Below are 23,878 nucleotides of genomic sequence, written 5' to 3' on the forward strand. Positions count from 1 at the left end.
TAAGAATGTGACCCGATAACGAACGCGCCTGATGGGCGTTCGGGGGCACAAAGGCCTGTCCATGGTGGAAGGCTATAATTTCTCGCTGATTTCAGGAGTTTTATTTATGCGTAACTTCGATCTTTCTCCGCTATACCGTTCTGCAATTGGTTTTGACCGCCTGTTTAACCATTTAGAAAATAACCAAAGCCAGAGCAATGGCTACCCTCCATACAATGTCGAGCTGGTTGACGAAAACCACTACCGCATCGCGATTGCCGTTGCCGGTTTTGCAGAAAACGAACTGGAGATCACCGCGCAGGACAACCTGCTGGTGGTGAAAGGTTCCCATACGGCCGAGCAGAAAGAACGTACCTACCTCTACCAGGGCATCGCCGAGCGTAACTTTGAACGCAAGTTCCAGTTAGCCGAGAACATTCACGTCAAGGGCGCGAACCTGGTTAACGGCCTGCTGTTTATCGAACTGGAACGCGTGATTCCGGAAGAGAAAAAACCGCGCCGTATCGAAATTAACTAATCACGGGGGTCGCAAGCGCGGCCCACACAGACTTGCTTGCCGTAACGGGAGCATATGCGAATCCATCAGGATTTGCAGGAACAACTGCGCACAAAATTAAACTGTGCCGAACTCGCTTCTTAGAAGGAGATTTAGTATGCGTAACTATGATTTATCCCCTCTGCTGCGTCAGTGGATTGGTTTTGACAAACTGGCTAACGCCCTGCAAAGCACGACTGAGCACCAGACGTTTCCGCCGTATAACATTGAAAAAAGTGACGATAACCACTATCGCATCACCCTTGCGCTGGCCGGTTTCCGCCAGGAGGATCTGGACATCCAGCTTGAAGGTACCCGTCTGACCGTGAAAGGGACGCCGGAAAAACAGGAGACCGAGACTCAATGGCTGCATCAGGGGCTGGTTAATCAGCCGTTTAGCCTGAGCTTTACCCTGGCAGACCATATGGACGTGTCCGGTGCGACCTTTACCAACGGGCTACTGCATATCGATCTGACCCGTAACGTGCCGGAAGCCATCGCGCCGCAGCGTATCGCCATTAGCGAGCGGCCGGCGTTGAACAGTTAACAAGCCCGCCGAACCTGTAGGTCGGGTAAGGCGTAGCCGCCACCCGACACCGCTCACAGACCGCATAAGGCCCTGCCACGGCAGGGCTTTTTTGTGCGCCATCGCCCATACAACGCCCCACGGCTCTGAGAGAATCCCTGATATAACTAAGGTTATGGGCAGGGAGAGGATCATGAGTGATATCGCGTTAACCGTTAGCGTGTTGGCCCTGGTCGCTGTTGTGGGACTATGGATAGGCAATATCAAAATCCGCGGCGTCGGGTTTGGCATTGGTGGCGTGCTGTTTGGCGGCATTTTTGTCGGGCATTTTGCCGATCGGCTCGGGCTGGCTCTGAGCGCTGAAATGCTCCACTTTGTTCAGGAGTTCGGCCTGATCCTGTTCGTTTATACCATCGGGATTCAGGTAGGCCCTGGCTTTTTTGCCTCCCTGCGTGTCTCCGGACTACGGCTCAATCTTTTTGCGTTCGGCATTGTGGTCATGGGCGGGCTGGTCACCGCGATTCTGCACAAAATCTTTGATATTCCCCTTCCTGTGGTTCTGGGTATTTTCTCCGGCGCGGTCACCAACACCCCGGCGCTCGGTGCGGGCCAGCAAATCCTGCGCGATCTGGGGATTCAACCCGGCATTGTCGACCAGATGGGGATGAGCTACGCCATGGCCTATCCGTTTGGCATCTGTGGCATTCTGCTCTCCATGTGGCTGGTACGCGTACTGTTTCGCGTTAACGTCGAATCAGAGGCCAAAGATCACGAAACCACGCTGACCAACGGCCATATGCCCATCAAAACCATCAACATTCGCGTCGATAATCCCAACCTGAATAATATGGCGATTCAGGACGTGCCGATCCTGAACAGCGCCAACATCATCTGCTCCCGCCTTAAGCGTGACGATATGCTGATGGTGCCCGCGCCCGGCACCGTTATTCAGCAAGGCGATCTGCTACATCTGGTCGGCCAGCCCGGGGATTTAAACAATGCGCGGCTGGTCATCGGTCAGGAGGTGGACACCTCGCTCTCCACGCGCGGCACCGATATGCGGGTGGAACGCGTCGTGGTGACCAATGAGCATGTTCTCGGCAAAAAAATACGCGATCTGCAGGTAAAAGAACGCTATGACGTGGTTATCTCCCGTCTGAATCGCGCGGGTGTTGAACTGGTCGCCAGCCCGGAAGCCAGCCTGCAGTTCGGGGATATCCTCAACCTGGTTGGTCGCCCGTCGTCAATTGACGCGGTGGCGGATATGGTGGGTAACGCCCAGCAAAAACTGCAGCAGGTACAGATGCTGCCGGTGTTTATCGGCATCGGCCTGGGCGTGCTGCTGGGCTCCATTCCACTGTACGTGCCGGGCTTCCCGGTGGCGCTTAAGCTGGGCCTGGCAGGCGGGCCGCTGATTATGGCGCTGATCCTCGGGCGCATCGGCTGTATTGGTAAGCTCTACTGGTTTATGCCGCCGAGTGCCAACCTGGCGCTGCGCGAGCTGGGCATCGTGCTGTTTCTGGCAGTGGTCGGGCTGAAATCCGGCGGGGATTTTGTCGATACCCTGATCAAGGGCGAAGGGATGAGCTGGGTCGGTTACGGCATATTTATCACGGCAATCCCGCTGCTGACGGTAGGCATTCTGGCGCGGATGTTCGCCAAAATGAACTACCTGACGCTGTGCGGCATGCTGGCGGGCTCCATGACCGATCCCCCTGCGCTCGCGTTTGCCAATAACCTGCATGCCACCAGCGGTGCAGCGGCACTCTCCTATGCCACCGTCTACCCGCTGGTAATGTTCCTGCGCATCATCACGCCGCAGCTACTCGCGGTGCTGTTCTGGGGGATGAGCTAGCAGCACTTCCGGGTGGATGCGCCGCAGATGGTAGTCCACCTGGTAATCACTGGTATTACGAAACATCACGGAATAATTGAGGAACTCGCCGCTGTCGCTGTAGGAAAGTGACGTGATTCGCAGCAGCGGCGTCTGTTCCGGCAGGTTCAGGTAACCGGCCAGCTGTTTATCTGCCAGCACCGGCGTCAGGCTCTCATAGTTGCCGCTGATGGTGATCCCGCACTCTTTCTCGATGTAATCAAACTTTGACCCTTCCAGATGCGCCAGCGAGAGGTTGCGAAACAGCTTCACCGGCATAAAGCTGTCCTCCAGCATCAGCGGCTTCCCGTCCACGTAGCGTACCCGCCGGGAAAAGTAGATCCGCTCATCGACCTGAATCCGCAGCTGGCTGGCGATGGCGGGCGGCGCAGGCATCACTTCAAACTGCAACACTTTACTCTGCACCTCTTTTCCCTGCTGACGCAGCACCTCCACCAGCCCGGTCAGATTCGTGGTTTCGTGGTGAACGTCCTTACGCGAGACAAACGTGCCGCTGCCGTGCCGTCGCTCAACCAGCCCCCAGCTCACCAGCAGATCCAGCGCCTTGCGGATGGTCATGCGCGCCACGCCGAACTCCTGCGCCAGCGCTTTCTCACCCGGTAGCGGGCTGCCGATGTTGTAGTCCGACGAATTCAGCCGCAGCCGCAATCTGTCGGCAATAGATTTGTAGATCACCAGTAGACCTCTCTGCCCGCATCATGGCGTCGGTTACGTCTTCACATGTCCATATTTACAACGAAAAGTAGACCTCACTGGTCAAAATAAAACCATGAATGCGATCACGAATCGCAACGGCACGCCATGTTCGCGTATCAGTAAGTTCTTATGCTCACCTCAGGCCAGCAAAAAACCATAAAGGCCTCTACCCCCTACAGGTTGTTACGTGAGGATTTAAAAATGCTCAGTCAAATACAACGTTTTGGCGGTGCCATGTTTACCCCGGTATTGCTGTTTCCGTTTGCCGGGATCGTGGTGGGAATCGCCATTATGCTTCGCAACCCGCTGTTTGTCGGCGAAGCCTTAACGGCCCCTGATAATCTTTTCGCACAGATCGTTCACATTATTGAAGAGGGCGGCTGGGCGGTATTTCGCAATATGCCGCTGATTTTCGCCGTCGGTTTACCGATTGGCCTGGCAAAGCAGGCGCAGGGCCGCGCCTGTCTGGCGGTGCTGATTAGCTTCCTGACCTGGAACTACTTCATGAACGCGATGGGGATGACCTGGGGTCACTTCTTCGGCGTCGATTTCTCCGCCGAACCCACGGCGGGAAGCGGGCTGGCGATGATTGCCGGGATCAAAACGCTCGATACCAGCATCATCGGTGCCATTGTGATTTCTGGCATCGTGACCGCTATCCACAACCGCTATTTCGACAAGCCGCTGCCGGTTTTCCTGGGGATTTTCCAGGGCAGTTCGTTTGTCGTTATCCTCGCGTTTTTCGTCATGATCCCCTGCGCCTGGCTGACATTGCTGGGCTGGCCGAAAGTGCAGATGGGCATTGAGTCCCTACAGGAGTTCCTGCGCTCAGCCGGTGCGCTGGGCGTGTGGGTGTACACCTTCCTGGAACGCATTCTGATTCCAACCGGACTGCACCACTTCGTCTATGGCCCGTTCATCTTCGGCCCGGCGGCGGTGGAAGGCGGTATTCAGGTCTACTGGGCGCAGCATCTGCAGGAATTCAGCCAGAGTACCCTGCCGCTGAAAACCCTCTTCCCCGAAGGCGGGTTCGCGCTCCACGGCAATTCAAAAGTGTTTGGCTCGGTCGGGATTGCGCTGGCGATCTGGTACACCGCCTCAGCGGAAAACCGCGTCAAGGTGGCGGGGCTGCTGGTCCCGGCCACGCTCACTGCCGTGCTGGTGGGCATTACTGAACCACTAGAATTCACCTTCCTGTTTATCTCGCCGCTGCTGTTTGCCGTTCACGCCGTGCTGGCGGCCACCATGGCAACGGTGATGTACACCTTTGGGGTGGTCGGCAACATGGGCGGCGGCCTGCTGGACCAGTTCCTGCCGCAAAACTGGATCCCGATGTTCCATAACCACGCCTCAACGGTCTTCACGCAAATCGGCATCGGCGTCTGCTTTACCGGCCTCTACTTCATGGTTTTCAAAACGCTGATTGTGCGTCTGAACCTCAAAACGCCGGGCCGGGAAGAGAGCGAAATCAAACTGTACAGCAAGGCCGACTATAAGGCGGCACGCGGGCAAACCACTGCCCCGGCGGCGGCCAGCCAGCAGGTCGGACAGGCCGCCGGATTCCTGCAGGCGCTCGGCGGTGCGGCCAATATCGAAAGCATCAACAACTGTGCCACCCGATTGCGTATCGCGCTGGTGGATATGGCGAAAACCCAAAGCGACGACGTCTTCAAAGCCCTGGGCGCACACGGTGTGGTGCGACGCGGCAACGGCATTCAGGTGATTGTCGGTCTGCACGTTCCTCAGGTGCGTGACCAACTGGAATCGCTGATGAAAACCCCTTTAACGAATGAACAAACCACCCTGACAGAGGCTATATCATGAAAAAATTCTCAGTTGTCATTGCAGGCGGCGGCAGCACCTTTACGCCTGGTATCGTCCTGATGCTGTTAGCCAACCGTGACCGTTTCCCGCTGCGTGCCCTGAAGTTTTATGATAACGATGGCGCACGTCAGGAGACCATCGCCGAAGCGTGCAAAATCATCCTTAGAGAGCAGGCGCCGGAGATTGAGTTTAGCTACACCACCGATCCTAAAGCGGCGTTTACCGATGTGGATTTCGTGATGGCGCATATCCGCGTCGGCAAATACCCGATGCGTGAAAAAGATGAGAAAATCCCGCTGCGCCACGGCGTGCTGGGCCAGGAAACTTGCGGGCCAGGTGGGATTTCCTACGGCATGCGCTCGATCGGCGGCGTGCTGGAGCTGGTAGATTACATGGAGCAGTACTCCCCGAATGCGTGGATGCTGAACTACTCCAACCCGGCGGCGATTGTCGCGGAAGCCACGCGCCGCCTGCGTCCGAATGCCAAAATCCTCAACATCTGCGATATGCCGATTGGCATCGAAGGACGCATGGCGCAGATCGTTGGCCTGAAAGACCGCAAAGAGATGCGCGTGCGCTACTACGGTCTGAACCACTTCGGCTGGTGGACCTCGATTGAAGATCTCAACGGTAACAATTTAATGCCGAAACTGCGCGAATACGTGGCGAAAAACGGCTATGTTCCGCCTTCTGAAGATGCGCATACCGAAGCAAGCTGGAATGATACCTTTGCCAAAGCAAAAGATGTGCAGGCGCTGGATCCGGACACCATGCCGAACACCTATCTGAAATACTATCTGTTCCCGGACTACGTTGTTGCGCACTCTAACCCGGAACGGACCCGCGCCAATGAAGTCATGGATCACCGCGAGAAACATGTGTTCAGCTCCTGTCGGGCGATCATCGAAGCGGGTAATTCCGCCGCCGGGGAGCTGGAAATCGACGAACATGCGTCGTACATCGTCGATCTGGCGACCGCGATTGCCTTTAACACCCAGGAACGCATGTTGCTGATTGTGCCAAACAACGGTGCTATTCATAACTTTGATGCCGATGCGATGGTGGAAATTCCGTGTCTGGTGGGCCATAACGGACCGGAGCCGCTCACGGTTGGCGATATTCCACACTTCCAGAAAGGGTTGATGAGCCAGCAGGTGGCGGTGGAAAAACTGGTGGTGGATGCCTGGGAGCAGCGTTCGTATCAGAAACTCTGGCAGGCGATTACCCTGTCGAAAACCGTGCCGAGCGCGTCAGTCGCGAAAGCGATTCTGGATGACCTGATCGAAGCCAACAAAGAGTACTGGCCGGAACTGCACTAACCTTCCTGACCGGCATCCCCCGATGCCGGTCTCCTTGTCCTGGTCGATTTACGCTATGCTGAAGCCTGCCCGTAGCTCGACAAGGAACCTCCATGAAAATTTCCCGCCTCGGTGAAGCGCCGGATTATCGCTTCTCTCTGGCTAATGAACGCACGTTCTTAGCGTGGATCCGCACGGCGCTGGGCTTTCTGGCTGCAGGTGTCGGCCTCGATCAGCTCGCACCTGATTTCGCCACGCCGCTGATCCGCGAAGTACTGGCGCTGCTTCTGTGCCTGTTCGCAGGCGTGCTGGCGATTTACGGCTATCTGCGCTGGTTGCGCAATGAGAAGGCGATGCGTCTGAAGCAGGATTTACCCTATACGCGCGGGTTACTCATCATCAGCGCGATCCTGCTGACGGTGGCAGGCGTGGTGATGGTGCTGGTGTTCTATGGCGGATAGCCGCAAAGCGCGACGCGAAGCGGACCCTGGCCTGCAGCCGGAGCGGACGTCGCTCGCATGGCTGCGCACGTTGCTGGGGTATGGCGCGCTGATTGCTCTGGCGATCAAGCACAACTGGCACCGGACCGGGGTGCCATTCTGGATCTCAATTGTTGTGCTGGCGCTAGTAGCCTTCATTTTGTGGCGCTATACCCGCAGCCGTAACCTGATGGACGTGGCGCAGGATGATTTTGTGCAGCCGAAAGCGGTGCGGGATAAGTTCCTGATCGCGCTCGCTGTGCTGTCTCTGTCTTTACTCTTTGCCGTTACACATATTCAGCAAATGGTGAGCTTATAAGCCCGGTGGCGGCTACGCCTTACCGGGCCTACGATTAACGGCTTTTTGCTAAATACTTCGCCATCTCGTCTTCCGGCACCATGCCGCCCCCGGTTGCCCATACCAGGTGGGTGACGTTGGCATCTGAATGCACACGCAGCGGCCCGGCCATGCCCGCCAGCGCGGACGGTTCCAGACGAATGTCTTCCTCCTGCGCCAGCCAGCCGAGCATGTCATACATGCTTTGATCGGAAAGCGTGTAGAACCCGTCCAGCAGACGCTCCATCGCGCGGCCCACGAAGCCGGACGCGCGCCCGACCGCCAGGCCGTCTGCCGCCGTCACGTTGTCGATACCCAGGTCCTGCACCGCAATCTCGTCGTGCAGGCCGGTGTAAACGCCGAGCAGCATGCACGGCGAGTGCGTGGGTTCCGCAAAGAAGCAGTGGACGTTATCACCGAAGGCCAGCTTCAGGCCAAACGCCACGCCGCCAGGGCCGCCGCCGACACCGCAGGGCAGGTAGACGTACAGGGGATGCGCCGCATCCACCACGCGGCCCTGTTCGGCAAACTGCGCCTTCAGCCGCTCGCCTGCCACCGCATAGCCCAGGAACAAGGTGCGGGAGTTTTCATCATCAATGAAGAAGCAGTTCGGATCGCTTTCTGCCGCTTTGCGCCCCTGTTCCACCGCCACGCCGTAATCCTGCTCATACTCCACGACGATGACGCCGTGGCTGCGGAGCTTGGCTTTCTTCCACTCCCGGGCATCGGCGGACATGTGCACCGTCACCTTAAAGCCGATGCGTGCGCTCATAATGCCGATGGACATCCCCAGGTTGCCGGTTGAGCCCACCGCAATGCTGTACTGGCTGAAGAAGTCCTTAAAGCGCGGCTCCAGCAGGACGCTGTAGTCGTCTTCGATGCTCAGCAAGCCGGCGTCCAGCGCCAGTTTCTCCGCGTGGGTCAACACCTCGTAGATGCCGCCGCGTGCTTTAATCGAGCCGGAAATCGGCAGATGACTGTCTTTTTTCAGCAGCAGGGTGCCGTGAATGGTCTTGCCATATTCTTTCCCCAGTCGCGCCTGCATGGCCGGAATGGTGACCAGTTCGGATTCAATAATCCCCTTCGTGACGGCCGTTTCCGGAAAGGCTTTCGCCAGATACGGCGCGAAGCGGTTAAGGCGCGCGTGCGCGTCGTCCACGTCGGCTTTGGACAGCCCGACGTAAGGCAATCCTTCCGCCAGCGTGGTGGTACGTGGGTTAAGCCAGGTGGTTTCTTTCAGGGCAATCAGATCCTCAACCAGAGGAAACTGTGCGGTTAAAGTAGTGATAGTTGCGTTTTCCATAGTACGTCTCTTCGCGCTCAGATAATGAAAGAAAGCAGGAATGTGCCGCCAAGTGCAAGCACCGAGGCGATAAACGTCGCCGTCGTATAGTATTTGAAGGTCTCATTCAGGGTTGCGCCGCAGTATTGCTTCACCAGCCAGAAGAGAGAATCGGTGACGATCGTGCAGCCAATGGCGCCGGAACCGATAGCAATGGTGATGATCTCCGGACTCACGTCCGGATAAAGCGGCAGCATCGGCGCGACTATCGCCGTGGCGCCCATCATCGCGACCGTGGCGGAGCCTACGGCGGCATGCAGCACCAGCGCCACCAGCCAGGCGAGAAGGATAGGATGCATGTGCAGATTCGAGAGAATATGCGCCAGTGAGTCCGCCAGTCCGCTGGTTTTGAGGATGGCGTTGAACGCGCCGCCCGCGCCGATAATCAGCAAAATATTGGCGATAGAGCCAAAACCGTGCTCGGTGTGCGTCAGCATCGCCCCCATGCTCATATGCTGGCGGATCCCCAGCAGGTAGTAGGCGACAAACACGGCGATAAACATCGCGGTGATCGGGTTGCCGATAAATTCGAGGAGCGTATACAGCGAACCTTCTTTTGCCATATTCAGCTCGGCAATGGTCTTCACCAGCATGAGGCCAATTGGCAGCAGAACCGTAAACAGCGTGGCGCCCAGAGACGGGAGGGTGTGTTCTTCCCGCACCTTGAGGTCTGAAAATTCTGCCGGAACCGGTTTAAACGGCAGACGATTGCCGAGCAGTTTCAGGAACAGCGGGCCACCGACCAGAGACGCCACCAGTCCTACCATCAAACCATAAACAATTACCGTTCCGACATCCGCGCCTAACTTATTGGTCACAAACAGCGCGGCTGGATGCGGAGGCACCACGCAGTGCACCGCCATCAGCGCGGTACAGAGCGGAATGGCCAGCTTGAGCAGCGACGTGTTGGTCTTTTTGGCGATGGAAAACGCCAGCGGGATCAGCAGTACCACGCCCACTTCCACGAACAACGTAATGCCGCAGATCAGGCCCACCAGCACCATAATCACGTCTGCTGACAGCCAGCGGCAGCGCTGTAGCGTGATCCCGATGCGCTCTGCCGCGCCGGAGACTTCCATCATTTTGCCGAGAATGGTACCCAGACCAATCACCGCCGCCAGGAAGCCCAGCGTACCGCCAATCCCGCTCTCAATGGCGTTCACCATATCCAGTGGGCTCATTCCCATCATCGCACCGACGAAAAAGCTCGCCAGCAGCAGCGCGAGGAACGGGTGAAACTTCAGCTTAACGATGGTTAAAACAATTAACACAATGCTGACCAGCAGCGTTGCCACAACCCAGACCTGAGATCCCATATCTCACCTCACCCTTATGTCATCTGTGGGTATTGGACGAAAAAACGGCGGGGGCTGACAAACGATATAAATTGGCATTCAGGTGAGCCAGATTGGATCAACTGAGTGACTACGCTCTAAAAAACGCACTTAACTTGCATTAGGTTCACATAAATTCACCCTTAAACGGTATGCTGAGCGCAGAAACCACGCGTGAGAATTGTGATGACCGATGCGAATGAAGCCAGAAACCGGCTGTTAAACGGCTGGCAGCTGTCGAAAATGTACACCTTTGAAGTGGCCGCCCGGCATGAGTCCTTCGCGCTGGCCGCGGAGGAGCTCTCGCTCAGCCCCAGCGCGGTGAGTCACCGCATTAATCTACTGGAAGAGGAGCTGGGTATTCAGCTGTTCGTCCGCTCGCACCGTAAGGTTGAGCTGACGCAGGAGGGGAAGCGCGTTTACTGGACCCTTAAATCCTCCCTCGATACCCTGAATCAGGAGATCCTGGACATCAAAAACCAGGCGCTCTCCGGTACGCTAACGGTGTACTCCCGGCCATCGATTGCGCAGTGCTGGCTGGTTCCCATGCTGGGAGATTTTACCCGCCGCTATCCGTCGATTTCACTCACCGTCCTGACCGGAAATGATTACGTCAATATGCAGCGAACGGGCATCGATCTGGCGCTCTATTTCGACGATACGCCGGCAAACCACCTTTCCCAACACTTCCTGATGGATGAGGAGATTTTGCCCGTTTGTTCGCCAGCGTACGCCCGCGAACATCAACTGGTTAAAAACCCCCATAACCTCAGCCACTGTACGTTGCTGCATGACCGTCAGGCCTGGAGCAATGATTCCGGTACGGATGAATGGCAAAGCTGGGCGCAGCATTTTGCGGTAAATATGCCGTCATCGTCGGGGATTGGTTTTGATCGTTCTGATTTAGCGATTATTGCGGCCATCAATGATGTGGGGGTGGCGATGGGCAGAAAGCGGCTGGTGCAGAAACGGCTCGAGAAGGGAGAGTTGATTGCACCGTTTGGTGAAAAGACCCTCAAATGCCATCAGCATTACTATATCTCAACGCTTCCGGGCCGCCAGTGGCCGAAAATTGACGCCTTTATTAGCTGGCTGAGAGAACGGGCAAGGTGAAGAATTATTACGCTTTGACGCTACACCAAATGTGAAAAAGCGTGCTAAATACAGGTAATGCTTTCGATTTATCCAGGGTAAACCGTGTTAAAGCCTTTTATTGCCTCTGCGTTACTGATCTCTTCCGGCTGGGCGATTGCCGCTGAGCCGGCGATGACGGCTGCCCGCTATGCTCAGCAGCTGGGTGTGGGGATGGATGTAGACTGGGCGCGTACCGAGCGCGGTATACGTGAATTTGACCCGCTGGTGGTACGCGATTTTCGTGCAAAAGGCATTAGCCATGTGCGCATCCGCGTCGCCGATGAGCCGACGGAAGCGCGGCTCATCCATCTGCGCAAGCTGGTGGAAGCCTGCGAGCAGTATGGTGTCATCCCGATTATTGCTTATCAGGCAGATGAATATAAAAACGACCCGAAAGCCGATAATGAGAAAGAGACAATCAACTGGTGGATTACCGTCGCCCACTATTTCGGCCAGAGCTACCCGCAGTTGGGTTTTGACCTGATTTACGAGCCCGCCGACAAGCTCAACCACAACCTCGCGTCGTTAAATCGCGTGTATGAAAAAACCATAAAAGCGATCCATGACATTGACCCGCAGCGCATGATTTTCATCGCACCGCGCCTGCGCGCCGCGCCGGAGGATTTAACCAGCCTGAAGCTGCCTGCGCACAGCCAGAACTTCCTGCTGGCGGAGTGGCATATTTTCCCGTGGGGGCCGCTGAAAAATAACGGTAAATACCCGTGGACGTCCGGCACGGCGGCAGAGAAAGCGGCTATCCATAATCGCATCAATACCGCGCTGCGCTGGCAGCAAAAAACCGGGCACGTCAGCTGGGTCGGAGGCTGGGGCGTGGGGGAGTCAAACCACCTCACGCCAACCGCTTCGCAAATGGCCTTCGCCACCTTTATGGCCTGCGAGCTGCAAAAGGCGAAAATTCCGTATGCGCTTAACGCGGATTTCCAGTTTTACGACGGGGAAGAGGGCGCCTGGCGACCTGCGCCAGAGCCGTTATTACAGGCGATGATTGCTCCCGTCTGTGAAAAACCCGGCGACAAGCCGGGCCATCATGCGGTTAAACCGGCTGCTCGTGATGCGGGACACGCGACGCCAGCGGCAGCCAGCACAGTAAAATCAGCAGCCCCATCAGCGTCATCAGCAAACCCAAACTAGCCTGCCCGGTCTGCGGCATCATGGCCGAGAGCCAGGCCAGCGCGCCGGAGCCGATGTTTTGCAAACCGCCCACCAGCGCGCCCGCCGTGCCCGCGAGGAACGGGAACGGCTCCATCGCGCCGCTGGTGGCGAGCGGGAACAGCATCCCTGCGCCGAAGAAGAACAGCGCCGCCGGGATCAGCAGCGTCCAGACGGTCATCACGCCAAACAGTCCCGGGATCCACATCATTAGTCCCGCCAGCAGACAGCTAATCACTGCCTGCCACATCAGGGTGGAGAAACGCTTGTTCTGACGTCCGGCAAACCAGGCGCCGAAGAACGCCGCCGGGATAGGTAGAATAAACAGAATACTCACCACCATGCTGCTCAGGCCAAGCCCAGCGCCCAGCAGCACGCCGGAGCAGGCTTCGAACACCGCTATGCCTGCCAGGCCGCCGATCAGCATCAGCAGGTAACAGGTAAACGCACCGTTGCCGAACAGCGTTTTGTAGCTGGCGATAAGCTTCGTGCGCGGCGCGTCCTGCGGGCGCGTTTCCGGCATCCACCGTGCCATGCTGAAGGTCACTATCACGCAGAGCACCAGCAGGAAGGCGTAACAGGCGCGCCAGGACCACATTGTATCCAGCAGGCCGCCAATCAGCGGTGCCAGCAGCGGGCTGACCAGAATCCCCATATTCAACAGGCTGTTGGCATGGCGGAGCTGGGTGCCCTGGTACATATCGCGCGGTAAGGTTCGCGCCATCACCCCGCCGACGCCGGTTCCGACGCCTTGCAGGGCGCTGGCGGCAATCAATACGGTCAGGCTATGGGTGGTGATGGCAATCACCGTCGCCACCATGAATATGCTCATGCCGACCAGGATCACCGGGCGACGCCCGACGCGGTCGGACAGCGGGCCATAGACGAGTTGTGAAACGCCGTAGGTTAGCAGGTAGGCGGCCATTACGCTTTGTACCGCGCCCTCGCGGACGTTTAATTCCTTTGCCATGTCGGCGATCGCCGGAATGTAGATGGTTTGCGCCATCTGACCGACGGCCACCAGTAACACCAGCATCAACAATAAGTTAACGTTCCTTTGTTTTTTCATGTCGCTGAATACTTTTGCCAAAAGAGAAAAATGAAGAATAAGTGACTGCGCATTCCCATAAATGCGCGAGGAATCTACCACAGTGAGATGACAATTTAATCATTGTGATGGTGAATGGATGAACGTCAAAAGGCAGGATTTGTAAACAAAAACGGCAACTAATGTTGCCAGTGATTTATGCGAGGCGCAGGAGAATAGCGCCGCCAGCAATACCCAGCGCCGCAGCGATGCGCAGGCCCACAACCTTCTCTTTTAAAAGCACAAAGGCAATCAGCGCCCCGAAAAGAATCGAGGTTTCACGCAGCGCCGCGACTACGGCCAGCGGTGCCTGCGTCATCGCCCACAGTGCCAGGCCATACGAGCCCATGGTGCCGACGCCGCCGAGCAGCCCCTTTTTCCAGTGCAGACGCAGGTAGCCAAAGGCTTCACGCCGACGCGCCACCATCGCCCAGCTCAGCAGGCAAAAACCGTTCATAAAGAAGGTCCACAGCGTGTAGCCCAGCGCAGTGCCCGAGAGCCGCACCCCGGTGCCGTCCACCAGCGTATATCCGGCGATAAAACAGGCGTTCAGTAGCGCCAGCCAGATCCCTTTTCGGGACTGCATGCGTCCGTTCATCGCCATCGCCAGAATCGACAGGCAGATCACTCCGATGCCGGACCAGGCCAGCCAGGAGAGACGATCGCCGAGCGCCAGGACGCTGATCAGCGCCACCAGCAGCGGGGCGGTGCCGCGCATCAGCGGGTAGGTTTGACTCATATCGGAGACCTGATAGGTCTTCGCCACCAGCACGGTGTACACCACCTGTAAGGCGCAGGAGACGATTAAAAACGGCCAGCTTGCAGCAGAAGGCTGTGGAGAGAAGGGGAGCAACACCAGCGCAATAAGCGTAGCGGAGCCGCTGACGCTTATCGCAGAATAGAGCTTGTCCGTTCCAGCCTTAACGATAGCGTTCCAGCTGGCATGCAGCAGCGCGGCAAACAGCAAAATGCAAAATACGGTGATGGTCATGGCGTATCGGGTGGTGAATTGTCACTCAACTGTAACATTCACGTCCTGATGCTGCCAGCCGGTTACACCGCACAAAACAAGCGGTGCGTCACCCGCGGCTCATCCGAGACCAGCGTGAAACCCGCCCGGCGGTAGAACCCATACGCGGTATCCGGCGCGTGGGTATTCAGGAAATCAAACCAGATGCTGGCATCGGCCATCACCACGGTTAAAAGCTGTTTGCCGATGCCCAACCCGCGACACTTCTCGCTAACATAGAGATGGCGAATGCGCCCGGCGCGCGGTTGCTGGCTGAAGGGATCGCGGTTGAGACCGCATACGCCTACCAGCTTGCCGTTAAGAAACGCCCCCAGCAGCTTTTCGCCCGGCGCGTTAAAGCGGTTTTCACCCCGCTGCCAGTTCTCTTCCAGCCTGCGCAGCATGTTGAAATTCAATGCGATACTTTCCGCCTTCAGGGCGATATAGCCCGGTTCATCAGGCGTAACAGGCTCAATTAACAGACGCGACATAGCATTCCCTCGTTATTAAAGAGGGGCGGTTGCCCGCCCCTCTCAGGTGCGACTTGAACCTGACTTACCGAACGTATTTCAGGACAGCATCAAGCAGTTGCAATACTGCAACAATGAGTTTGAGGATAAGTATCACCATATCCACGATGCCCATACGCGTCTCCTTTTGGTAAAAAGGAGCACGATGCTGGCGTACCTTTCCGCCGCCTGTTGCCAGCACCTGGATTGACGTAACACAGTGTGCTCACTTCAGGGGTTAAGGCACTGACGGCACCACCCGTTTCAGCCAGGACTTCATTGCGCCGGTAGAACTGCGGCCCCCTCGCTCACTGCGAACACCCTCAGTATAGATAAATACTGTATGTATGAACAGTATTTTTTGGACAAAAAACGAAAGGCGACCCATACTCAAAAACGTCAAAATCCGTGCCGGAATTGCGCGTTCGTCCTCGATCGCGTATACTTTTTGCGTTGACGTAACACAGTGTGTTCTGCGGCGACCAACCGCAAAACCCTGATAAAAACCTCGCTCCGGCGGGGTTTTTTGTTTTCTGGCTGCGTTCAAAGCAAGTCCGTCGTTGACCAATTGGCAATGTGTGATATTGTTGCCATAATGGCAATGGACGCGGCAGGTATGCAGTATGCATTTAATCTCAATGAAGGCAATTTTGGATGCGGTGATCCAATTTCCGCAACACAGAGAGGAGCTTCTCTTTTTGGGGCGAACCATCGAAAAGAGCCATTGCACGACGCCTGTTGCGCTAAGAAAAATCTTTCCAACGCTAGATAATTTGAAGTATCTCGATAAGCATTATGTTATTGATATTGCTAACAACAACCTCAGAGTAGTGGCTCTCATATTCTTTGAAAGCCAAAAGTTTTATGTGCGCCATGTTTTTACTCATAAGGAATATGACCGTTTTACGGAGAAACATCGCACTAAGGGGAAGAAATGATGATCGTAGCCGATGCAATGAAAGCAACGCATGCCCTTGTCGCGGCGGTTCCTTTATTGGGTGAAAATCCAAACGAGAAAGATTACCAGGACGCACTTGAGCTGGTTGAGTATTTACTGATGAACGAACCTGGCAGCCCTTTGCTGGATATCGTATGTGCAAGAATTCGTCGTTACGAAGCCAATCGGCCCGAAATTGTCGCCTTACGCCAGGAGATGGAATCTGTCCCAGTGGGCATTGCCGTTTTAAGAACCCTTATGGATCAATACAAACTGACTATTTCGGATTTTCAGGATGAAATTGGCAGTAAATCAATGGTTTCAAGGGTGTTGAACGGTCAACGTCAGCTGACGTTGAACCATATAAAAAAACTGGCTGCTCGCTTTGGGGTATCGCCTGCGCTGTTCATTGAATGAAATACTCACGTCCGACTACTGTTTTCATCACCCAACAAACGAAACGTGATCCCTGACGCATTTTTGTCCAGATGAAAATATTTCCATTGTCACGCCCGAAAACCTGTGTTTGTATAAATTCAATCAATGATTCCAAACACAGGTTCCTAATGACTCCATCTCTGTTCACCTCGACCCTACTAAAAACTGCGCAACCAGCCGCAGTGGTCGTCGTGCGTGTGGTGGTGGTCGTCGGCAATGCGCCGTAGGGACTGGATCAACACACGAATCCAAAACCCCGCCGGCGCAAACCGGGCGGGGTTTTTCGTTTAGGACCCTCCCCGGAAGGCTGGCTCAGAAGAAAAGGACTGGAGCATGGCAAGTTCGGGCACAACATCTACTAAGACGCGTTTTACGGGCGCGCAGCTGATCGTTCATTTGCTGGAACGACAGGGCATCACCACGGTTGCGGGCATCCCGGGCGGCACGGTGCTGCCGCTGTACGATGCGTTAAGCCAAAGCACAAAAATCCGCCACGTGCTGGCTCGCCACGAGCAGGGCGCGGGCTTTATCGCGCAGGGCATGGCGCGTACCCAGGGGAAACCGGCGGTTTGTATGGCGTGTAGCGGGCCGGGGGCAACCAACCTGGTAACGGCCATCGCCGACGCGCGCCTCGACTCCATTCCGCTGATCTGCATTACCGGCCAGGTGCCGTCTTCGATGATCGGTACCGATGCGTTCCAGGAAGTGGATACCTACGGCATCTCTATCCCCATCACCAAACATAACTATTTAGTTCGCGATATCAGCGAGCTTCCTCAGGTTATCAGCGATGCGTTTCGCATTGCGCAGTCTGGCCGCCCGGGCCCGGTGTGGATAGACATTCCTAAGGATGTCCAGACCGCAGAGATCGAGATTGACGTGCTGCCAGAGCCGGGCGACCGTGCCCCCGCGCCGGAATTCAGTGCTGAGAGCGTGCGTGACGCCGCGGCGATGATTAATGCCGCCAAACGCCCGGTGCTCTATCTGGGCGGTGGGGCGATTAACGCCGCGAATGAAATCCGCCAGTTCGCTGAAAAAGCCAGCCTGCCCACCACCATGACCCTGATGGCGCTCGGCATGCTGCCTAAAGCGCACCCGCTCTCTCTTGGCATGCTGGGCATGCACGGCGCGCGCAGCACCAACTACATCCTGCAAGAGGCGGATTTGCTGATTGTGATGGGGGCACGTTTTGATGACCGGGCGATTGGCAAAACCGAGCAGTTCTGTCCGAACGCCAAAATCATCCATGTGGACATCGACCGCGCCGAGCTGGGTAAAATTAAGCAGCCGCACGTGGCCATTCAGGGCGACGTGGCTGAAGTGCTGGCGCAGTTGATCCCGCAGACGGACGCAGCCGACCGTGCCGACTGGCGTCAGCTGGTCGCCGATTTGCAAAAAGAGTTCCCGGGCGCCATCCCGACCGAGGGCGATCCGCTGAGCCACTATGGTCTTATCAACGCTGTGGCCGCCTGCGTGGACGACAGCGCGATTATTACCACCGACGTGGGCCAGCATCAGATGTGGACCGCCCAGGCCTACCCGCTGAACCGTCCGCGCCAGTGGCTGACCTCCGGTGGCCTCGGCACTATGGGCTTTGGCCTGCCTGCTGCCGTGGGTGCGGCGCTGGCGAATCCGGACCGCAAAGTCATCTGCTTCTCCGGTGACGGCAGCCTGATGATGAACATTCAGGAAATGGCGACCGCGGCCGAAAACCAGTTAGACGTCAAAATCATTCTGATGAACAACGAGGCGCTGGGGCTGGTACACCAGCAGCAGAGCCTGTTCTACAAGCAGGGCGTATTTGCCGCGACCTATCCGGGAATGATTAACTTTATGCAGATTGCTGCCGGTTTTGGCCTTCACACCTGCGATCTGAACGCCGAAGAGGATGCCCACGCGGCGCTGCAGGCGGCGATTTCGCGTCCCGGCCCGGCGCTGATCCACGTGCGTATCGACCCTGAACAAAAAGTGTATCCGATGGTGCCGCCGGGTGCGGCAAATACTGAGATGGTGGGAGAATAAGCCATGCAGAAACAACATGATAACGTCATTCTGGAACTCACCGTCCGCAACCATCCTGGCGTCATGACCCACGTCTGCGGGCTGTTTGCCCGCCGGGCGTTTAACGTGGAAGGCATTCTCTGTCTGCCGATTCAGGGCAGCGAGCACAGCCGCATCTGGCTACTGGTCAACGATGACCAGCGTCTGGAGCAGATGATGGCGCAGATTGACAAGCTGGAAGATGTCACCAAAGTGGCGCGCAACCAGTCCGATCCCACCATGTTTAACAAAATTGCGGTGTTTTTCGAGTAGATCGCTTAAGGTAAGCGTCTTTCGCTCTTGTAGGCCGGATAAGCGCAGCGCCATCCGGCGTTTTCAGACCGCAGGATCAAACATGACCACCATCGCGCTTATCGACGACCACCTTATCGTCCGCTCCGGCTTTGCCCAGCTTCTCAACCTCGAACCCGATTTTCAGGTCGTGGCCGAGTTTGGCTCCGGTCGTGAGGCGCTGGCGGGCCTGCCGGGGCGCGGAGTGCAGGTCTGTATCTGCGATATCTCAATGCCGGATCTCTCCGGTCTGGAGCTGTTAAGCCAGCTGCCGAAAGGGATGGCGACGATCATGCTCTCGGTCCACGACAGCCCGGCGCTGGTCGAGCAGGCGCTCAACGCGGGCGCACGCGGGTTCCTCTCAAAACGCTGTAGCCCGGACGAGCTGATCGCCGCCGTGCGTACCGTCTCCACCGGCGGCTGCTATTTAACACCGGATATCGCCATCAAGCTGGCGGCCGGACGTCAGGATCCGCTCACTAAACGCGAACGTCAGGTTGCAGAGAAACTCGCACAGGGGATGTCGGTGAAAGAGATTGCGGCCGAGCTGGACCTGTCGCCAAAAACCGTTCACGTTCACCGCGCCAATCTGATGGAAAAACTCAACGTCAGCAACGATGTCGAGCTGGCGCGCCGCATGTTTGATAGCTGGCAATGAACCCGCTGTTTTCGCGGCTGATCGCCGTCGTCGCCAGCTTTTTTATCTTTTCTGCCGCATGGTTCTGCCTGTGGAGCATCAGCCTGCATCTGGTGGAGCGACCCGAGCTGGCGGTATTGCTGTTCCCCTTCGGCCTGCGTCTGGGGTTGATGCTGCAATGTCCCCGCGGCTACTGGCCCGTTTTGCTGGGCGCAGAGTGGCTGATGCTGGTCTGGCTGGCGCAGGAAGTTGCGCTCACGCAGCTGCCATTATTGATGACCGGAAGCCTGCTCACGCTTATCCCGGTTGCGCTCATTTCCCGTTATCGTCACCAGCGTGACTGGCGCACGCTGCTGCGTCAGGGGGCGGCGCTGATTGCCGCCGCGCTGCTGCAATCGCTGCCGTGGGCTGGCGACAAGGAGATGCTCAACGCCCTGCTGCTGACCCTCACCGGCGGGCTGACCCTTGCGCCGACCTGTCTGGTTTTCTGGCACTACCTCACCAGCACCGTCTGGCAGCCGCTGGGGCCTGCGCTGGTCTCCCAGCCCGTCAACTGGCGCGCCCGGCATCTCATCTGGTATCTGCTGCTGTTTGTGGTGAGCCTGTGGCTACAGCTCGGCCTGCCCGCAGAGCTTTCACGCTTCACACCGTTTTGTCTGGCGCTGCCGATCATCGCCCTCGCCTGGCACTACGGCTGGCAGGGCGCCTTAATTGCCACGCTGATGAACGCCATCGCGCTCATTGCCAGCCAGACCTGGCACGACCATCCGGTGGACCTGCTGCTTTCCCTGCTGGCCCAGAGCCTGACCGGGCTGCTGCTGGGGGCGGGGATCCAGCGTCTGCGCGAGCTGAACCAGTCTCTGCAAAACGAGCTGGCGCGTAATCGCCGTCTGGCGGAGCGTCTGCTGGAGACGGAAGAGAGCGTGCGGCAGGAGGTCGCCCGTGAGCTGCATGATGACATCGGCCAGACCATCACCGCCATCCGCACCCAGGCGGGCATTGTCCAGCGTCTGGCGGCGGAAAATGCCGGTGTGAAGCAGGGCGGGGCGCATATCGAACAGCTTTCGCTGGGGGTTTATGACGCCGTTCGCCGTTTGCTGGGACGGCTGCGTCCGCGCCAGCTTGACGACCTGTCACTTGAGCAGGCGATACGCTCCCTGATGCGCGAGATGGAGCTGGAAAGCCGCGGCATTGTCAGCCATCTCGACTGGCGAATTAATGAATCTGCGCTGAGTGAAGGCCAGCGCGTGACGCTGTTCCGCGTCTGTCAGGAAGGGCTGAATAATATCGTCAAACACGCCAATGCCAGCGCGGTCACCATTCAGGGCGGCCAGCAGAACGATCGCCTGACGCTGGTGATTGAAGACGACGGCTGCGGCCTGCCGCCGGGCTCCGGCCAGCAGGGTTTTGGCCTGGCGGGCATGCGCGAGCGCGTGAAGGCGCTGGGTGGCACGCTGGCTATCTCCTGTACCCACGGGACGCGCGTTAGCGTCAGCCTGCCGCTAAGGAACCACCATGTTTAAAATGCCTGCCAACGCCTCACCGCTAGGCGACAAAGCGGAAATTGACGCGCGCTACCGCTACTGGCGTCGCCATATCCTGATGACCATCTGGCTTGGCTATGCGCTGTTTTACTTTACCCGCAAAAGCTTTAACGCCGCCGCGCCGGAAATCCTCGCCAGCGGCGTGATGACGCGTACCGATATCGGCCTGCTGGCGACGCTGTTTTACATCACCTACGGCCTGTCGAAGTTCTTCTCCGGCATCGTCAGCGACCGCTCCAACGCGCGCTACTTTATGGGCGTCGGGCTGATTGCCACCGGCGTGGTGAATATCCTGTTCGGCTTCTCCACCTCGCTGTGGGCCTTTGCCCTGCTGTGGGCGCTGAACGCTTTTTTCCAGGGCTGGGGAGCGCCGGTTTGTGCCCGCCTGCTCACCGCCTGGTACTCGCGCAACGAGCGCGGCGGCTGGTGGGCAATCTGGAACACCGCGCATAACGTCGGCGGGGCGCTGATCCCGATGGTGGTCGGTGCGGCGGCGCTGCACTACGGCTGGCGCGCAGGAATGATGATTGCCGGGGGCCTGGCGATTGTTGCCGGGCTGTTCCTCTGCTGGCGCCTGCGCGACAGGCCGCAAACCGTTGGACTGCCTGCGGTGGGCGACTGGCGGCACGACGAGATGGAGATTGCCCAACAGCAGGAAGGGGCGGGGCTGACCCGCAAAGAGATCCTGACCAAATACGTGCTGAAAAATCCCTACATCTGGCTACTCTCGCTCTGTTACGTGCTGGTTTACGTGGTACGTGCGGCGATCAACGACTGGGGCAATCTGTACATGTCGGAGACGCTCGGGGTGGATCTGGTCACCGCCAACTCGGCGGTCACGATGTTCGAGCTGGGCGGATTTATCGGCGCGCTGGTGGCAGGCTGGGGCTCGGACAAGCTGTTTAACGGCAACCGAGGCCCGATGAACCTGATCTTCGCCGCCGGGATATTGCTCTCCGTCGGCTCGCTGTGGCTGATGCCGTTCGCCAGTTACGTGATGCAGGCGGCATGCTTCTTCACCATCGGCTTCTTCGTGTTTGGCCCGCAGATGCTGATCGGCATGGCCGCGGCGGAGTGCTCGCACAAAGAGGCGGCGGGTGCGGCGACGGGGTTTGTCGGGCTGTTTGCCTATCTTGGCGCATCGCTCTCCGGCTGGCCCCTGGCGCGGGTGATCGACACCTGGCACTGGAGCGGTTTCTTCGCGGTCATCGCCATCGCGGCGGGGATCTCTGCCCTGCTGCTGCTGCCCTTCCTGCACGCGCAGGCCCCGCGCGAAGCGTGACACACTTCACCTTTTACTGCCGAGTGGCGCAAAACTAAGAAATTTTCCCGGTTTTACCTGGACGCTGTCTCAGGCATCTCTCCCGGCTGATTTTTACAATGCCTGCCATTCGCAGGTAAAAATCAGCTCAGGAGCAAACCATGCTGGCCTTCCTCAATCAGGTGCGCAAGCCGACCCTGGATCTGCCGCTCGACGTGCGGCGCAAAATGTGGTTCAAACCGTTCATGCAGTCGTATCTGGTGGTCTTCATCGGCTACCTGACCATGTACCTGATCCGCAAAAACTTTAACATCGCGCAGAACGACATGATCTCGACCTACGGGCTGAGCATGACGCAGCTGGGGATGATTGGCCTGGGATTCTCCATCACCTACGGTGTGGGGAAAACGGTGGTTTCCTACTATGCGGACGGTAAAAATACCAAGCAGTTCCTGCCGTTTATGCTGATTCTCTCCGCCATCTGTATGCTCGGCTTCAGCGCCAGCATGGGCGCAGGCTCCGTGAGCCTGTTCCTGATGATCGCTTTCTATGCCCTGAGTGGTTTCTTCCAGAGTACCGGCGGATCGTGCAGCTACTCCACCATCACCAAATGGACCCCGCGCCGCAAGCGTGGTTCGTACCTCGGCATGTGGAACATCTCGCATAACCTCGGCGGTGCGGGTGCGGCAGGCGTGGCGCTGTTCGGCGCGAACTATCTGTTCGATGGCCACGTGATCGGCATGTTTATCTTCCCGTCGATTATCGCCCTGATTGTCGGCTTTATCGGCCTGCGCTTCGGCAGCGATTCCCCGGAATCTTACGGCCTCGGCAAAGCCGAAGAGTTGTTCGGCGAGGAGATCAGCGAAGAGGACAAAGAGACCGAAGAAAACGAGATGACCAAATGGCAGATCTTTGTTGAGTACGTGCTGAAAAACAAAGTGATCTGGCTGCTGTGCTTCTCAAACATCTTCCTGTACGTGGTGCGTATCGGCATCGACCAGTGGTCGACGGTGTATGCCTTCCAGGAGCTGAAGCTTTCTAAAGAAGTCGCGATTCAGGGCTTCACCCTGTTTGAAGTGGGCGCGCTGGTCGGCACGCTGCTGTGGGGCTGGCTCTCGGATCTCGCCAATGGCCGCCGCGCGCTGGTGGCCTGCGTCGCACTGGCGCTGATTATCGCCACGCTCGGCGTCTACCAGCACGCCAGTAACCAGTATGTTTACCTGGCTTCCCTGTTTGCGCTCGGCTTCCTGGTATTTGGTCCACAGCTGCTGATTGGCGTGGCGGCGGTCGGGTTTGTACCGAAAAAAGCGATCGGCGCAGCCGATGGGATTAAAGGCACCTTCGCTTACCTGATCGGCGACAGCTTCGCCAAGCTGGGGCTGGGGATGATTGCCGACGGTACGCCAATTTTTGGCCTCACCGGCTGGGCAGGTACCTTTGCGGCGCTGGATGCGGCAGCCATTGGCTGTATCGTCCTGATGGCGATGGTTGCGGTGCTGGAAGAACGTAAAATTCGTCGCGAAAGGCGAGTGCAGAAATTGAAAACAGCCTGAGTG

25 protein-coding genes and 1 other annotated feature are annotated in these 23,878 nt (G+C 57.4%); of the genes, 18 read left to right on the top strand and 7 right to left on the bottom strand.

Translation table 11 applies throughout. From position 1 onward, the window contains the following. Positions 1-41: 41 nt before the first annotated feature. Positions 42-113, top strand: a sequence feature (ROSE (Repression Of Heat Shock gene Expression) occurs in the 5'-region of heat shock genes and acts as an RNA thermometer to modulate expression.). The 3 genes from ibpA to AAER43_RS00085 all read left to right on the top strand — a co-directional run bounded on the left by ibpA (position 107) and on the right by AAER43_RS00085 (position 2,916). Continuing rightward, entirely contained in the window at positions 107-517 is a 411-nt protein-coding gene (gene ibpA / locus AAER43_RS00075; protein WP_008500162.1) for a small heat shock chaperone IbpA, read from the top strand. It overlaps the preceding feature by 7 nt. Positions 518-653: 136 nt before the next feature. Next, entirely contained in the window at positions 654-1,082 is a 429-nt protein-coding gene (ibpB, locus tag AAER43_RS00080) for a small heat shock chaperone IbpB (RefSeq protein WP_014881915.1), read from the top strand. A gap of 172 nt (positions 1,083-1,254) precedes the next feature. Beyond that, positions 1,255-2,916, top strand: coding sequence for a putative transporter (locus AAER43_RS00085; protein WP_014881916.1), 1,662 nt, complete (start codon positions 1,255-1,257; stop codon positions 2,914-2,916). Here the strand turns inward: AAER43_RS00085 and AAER43_RS00090 are convergent. Beyond that, positions 2,884-3,630: a GntR family transcriptional regulator gene (locus tag AAER43_RS00090; RefSeq protein ID WP_014881917.1), complete on the bottom strand. Its 747-nt coding sequence runs from the start codon at positions 3,628-3,630 to the stop codon at positions 2,884-2,886. The genes AAER43_RS00085 and AAER43_RS00090 overlap by 33 nt on opposite strands. Positions 3,631-3,852: 222 nt before the next feature. Here AAER43_RS00090 and AAER43_RS00095 point away from each other — a divergent pair, with 222 nt between their 5' ends. From AAER43_RS00095 to AAER43_RS00110, 4 genes are all read left to right on the top strand, one after another. Further along, positions 3,853-5,475, top strand: a complete 1,623-nt coding sequence (locus AAER43_RS00095) for an alpha-glucoside-specific PTS transporter subunit IIBC (protein ID WP_050862194.1) — start codon at positions 3,853-3,855, stop codon at positions 5,473-5,475. Then, positions 5,472-6,794, top strand: coding sequence for a 6-phospho-alpha-glucosidase (locus AAER43_RS00100; protein WP_050862195.1), 1,323 nt, complete (start codon positions 5,472-5,474; stop codon positions 6,792-6,794). The genes AAER43_RS00095 and AAER43_RS00100 overlap by 4 nt, the downstream gene beginning before the upstream one ends. 92 nt (positions 6,795-6,886) lie before the next feature. After that, positions 6,887-7,234, top strand: a complete 348-nt coding sequence (locus AAER43_RS00105) for a YidH family protein (RefSeq protein WP_014068263.1) — start codon at positions 6,887-6,889, stop codon at positions 7,232-7,234. Continuing rightward, the gene (locus AAER43_RS00110) at positions 7,224-7,571 is read left to right on the top strand and encodes a DUF202 domain-containing protein (RefSeq protein ID WP_023331677.1); all 348 of its coding nucleotides are present in this window, start codon (positions 7,224-7,226) and stop codon (positions 7,569-7,571) included. The genes AAER43_RS00105 and AAER43_RS00110 overlap by 11 nt, the downstream gene beginning before the upstream one ends. A 34-nt stretch (positions 7,572-7,605) precedes the next feature. Here the strand turns inward: AAER43_RS00110 and dsdA are convergent, their stop codons facing one another. After that, on the bottom strand, positions 7,606-8,892 hold the full coding sequence (gene dsdA / locus AAER43_RS00115; protein ID WP_050862196.1) for a D-serine ammonia-lyase: 1,287 nt from the start codon (positions 8,890-8,892) through the stop codon (positions 7,606-7,608). A gap of 17 nt (positions 8,893-8,909) precedes the next feature. Next, a complete protein-coding gene (gene dsdX, locus AAER43_RS00120) occupies positions 8,910-10,247 on the bottom strand; it encodes a D-serine transporter DsdX (protein WP_023331679.1) in 1,338 nt (445 codons plus the stop codon). Positions 10,248-10,451: 204 nt separating this feature from the next. Between dsdX and dsdC the strand changes: the two genes are divergently transcribed. After that, complete coding sequence (gene dsdC / locus AAER43_RS00125) at positions 10,452-11,378, top strand: DNA-binding transcriptional regulator DsdC (protein ID WP_050862197.1); 927 nt, start codon at positions 10,452-10,454, stop codon at positions 11,376-11,378. A gap of 84 nt (positions 11,379-11,462) precedes the next feature. Then, positions 11,463-12,551: a cellulase family glycosylhydrolase gene (locus tag AAER43_RS00130; protein ID WP_050862198.1), complete on the top strand. Its 1,089-nt coding sequence runs from the start codon at positions 11,463-11,465 to the stop codon at positions 12,549-12,551. On the opposite strand, the gene emrD is transcribed toward AAER43_RS00130, so the two are convergent. The 4 genes from emrD to tisB all read right to left on the bottom strand — a co-directional run bounded on the left by emrD (position 12,454) and on the right by tisB (position 15,310). Next, positions 12,454-13,638, bottom strand: coding sequence for a multidrug efflux MFS transporter EmrD (gene emrD, locus AAER43_RS00135; RefSeq protein ID WP_045269345.1), 1,185 nt, complete (start codon positions 13,636-13,638; stop codon positions 12,454-12,456). The genes AAER43_RS00130 and emrD overlap by 98 nt on opposite strands. 175 nt (positions 13,639-13,813) lie before the next feature. Continuing rightward, positions 13,814-14,647 carry an EamA family transporter gene (locus AAER43_RS00140; RefSeq protein WP_050862199.1) on the bottom strand — a complete coding sequence of 278 codons (834 nt, stop codon included), beginning with the start codon at positions 14,645-14,647 and terminating at the stop codon, positions 13,814-13,816. Positions 14,648-14,709: 62 nt separating this feature from the next. Continuing rightward, complete coding sequence (locus AAER43_RS00145) at positions 14,710-15,156, bottom strand: GNAT family N-acetyltransferase (protein ID WP_014881927.1); 447 nt, start codon at positions 15,154-15,156, stop codon at positions 14,710-14,712. 64 nt (positions 15,157-15,220) lie between these two features. Continuing rightward, positions 15,221-15,310 carry a type I toxin-antitoxin system toxin TisB gene (gene tisB, locus AAER43_RS00150; RefSeq protein WP_023331685.1) on the bottom strand — a complete coding sequence of 30 codons (90 nt, stop codon included), beginning with the start codon at positions 15,308-15,310 and terminating at the stop codon, positions 15,221-15,223. A 487-nt stretch (positions 15,311-15,797) separates the two neighbouring features. On the opposite strand from tisB, the gene AAER43_RS00155 reads away from it, so the two are divergent. The 9 genes from AAER43_RS00155 (at position 15,798) to uhpT (ending at position 23,875) form a co-directional block, all read left to right on the top strand. Continuing rightward, positions 15,798-16,112 (top strand): type II toxin-antitoxin system HigB family toxin, encoded by a 315-nt coding sequence (locus AAER43_RS00155; protein WP_023331686.1) that lies wholly within the window; start codon positions 15,798-15,800, stop codon positions 16,110-16,112. Then, positions 16,109-16,528 carry a helix-turn-helix domain-containing protein gene (locus AAER43_RS00160; RefSeq protein WP_127353113.1) on the top strand — a complete coding sequence of 140 codons (420 nt, stop codon included), beginning with the start codon at positions 16,109-16,111 and terminating at the stop codon, positions 16,526-16,528. The genes AAER43_RS00155 and AAER43_RS00160 overlap by 4 nt, the downstream gene beginning before the upstream one ends. A gap of 149 nt (positions 16,529-16,677) precedes the next feature. Beyond that, complete coding sequence (gene ivbL / locus AAER43_RS00165; protein ID WP_023331688.1) at positions 16,678-16,776, top strand: ilvB operon leader peptide IvbL; 99 nt, start codon at positions 16,678-16,680, stop codon at positions 16,774-16,776. A 106-nt stretch (positions 16,777-16,882) separates the two neighbouring features. After that, positions 16,883-18,571: an acetolactate synthase large subunit gene (gene ilvB / locus AAER43_RS00170; RefSeq protein ID WP_014881930.1), complete on the top strand. Its 1,689-nt coding sequence runs from the start codon at positions 16,883-16,885 to the stop codon at positions 18,569-18,571. A gap of 3 nt (positions 18,572-18,574) precedes the next feature. Beyond that, positions 18,575-18,862: an acetolactate synthase small subunit gene (ilvN, locus tag AAER43_RS00175; protein ID WP_010426528.1), complete on the top strand. Its 288-nt coding sequence runs from the start codon at positions 18,575-18,577 to the stop codon at positions 18,860-18,862. A gap of 82 nt (positions 18,863-18,944) precedes the next feature. Then, positions 18,945-19,538 carry a transcriptional regulator UhpA gene (gene uhpA, locus AAER43_RS00180; protein ID WP_014881931.1) on the top strand — a complete coding sequence of 198 codons (594 nt, stop codon included), beginning with the start codon at positions 18,945-18,947 and terminating at the stop codon, positions 19,536-19,538. After that, a complete protein-coding gene (uhpB, locus tag AAER43_RS00185; RefSeq protein ID WP_045134486.1) occupies positions 19,535-21,040 on the top strand; it encodes a signal transduction histidine-protein kinase/phosphatase UhpB in 1,506 nt (501 codons plus the stop codon). The genes uhpA and uhpB overlap by 4 nt, the downstream gene beginning before the upstream one ends. Continuing rightward, positions 21,033-22,343 carry an MFS transporter gene (locus AAER43_RS00190; RefSeq protein WP_032635256.1) on the top strand — a complete coding sequence of 437 codons (1,311 nt, stop codon included), beginning with the start codon at positions 21,033-21,035 and terminating at the stop codon, positions 22,341-22,343. Before uhpB ends, AAER43_RS00190 begins: the two co-directional genes overlap by 8 nt. 140 nt (positions 22,344-22,483) lie before the next feature. Next, positions 22,484-23,875: a hexose-6-phosphate:phosphate antiporter gene (gene uhpT / locus AAER43_RS00195; protein ID WP_045269323.1), complete on the top strand. Its 1,392-nt coding sequence runs from the start codon at positions 22,484-22,486 to the stop codon at positions 23,873-23,875. Positions 23,876-23,878 lie beyond the last annotated feature (3 nt).

The sequence above is a fragment of the Enterobacter sp. FUJ80071 genome (assembly GCF_038739915.1).
Classification (GTDB): domain Bacteria; phylum Pseudomonadota; class Gammaproteobacteria; order Enterobacterales; family Enterobacteriaceae; genus Enterobacter; species Enterobacter kobei.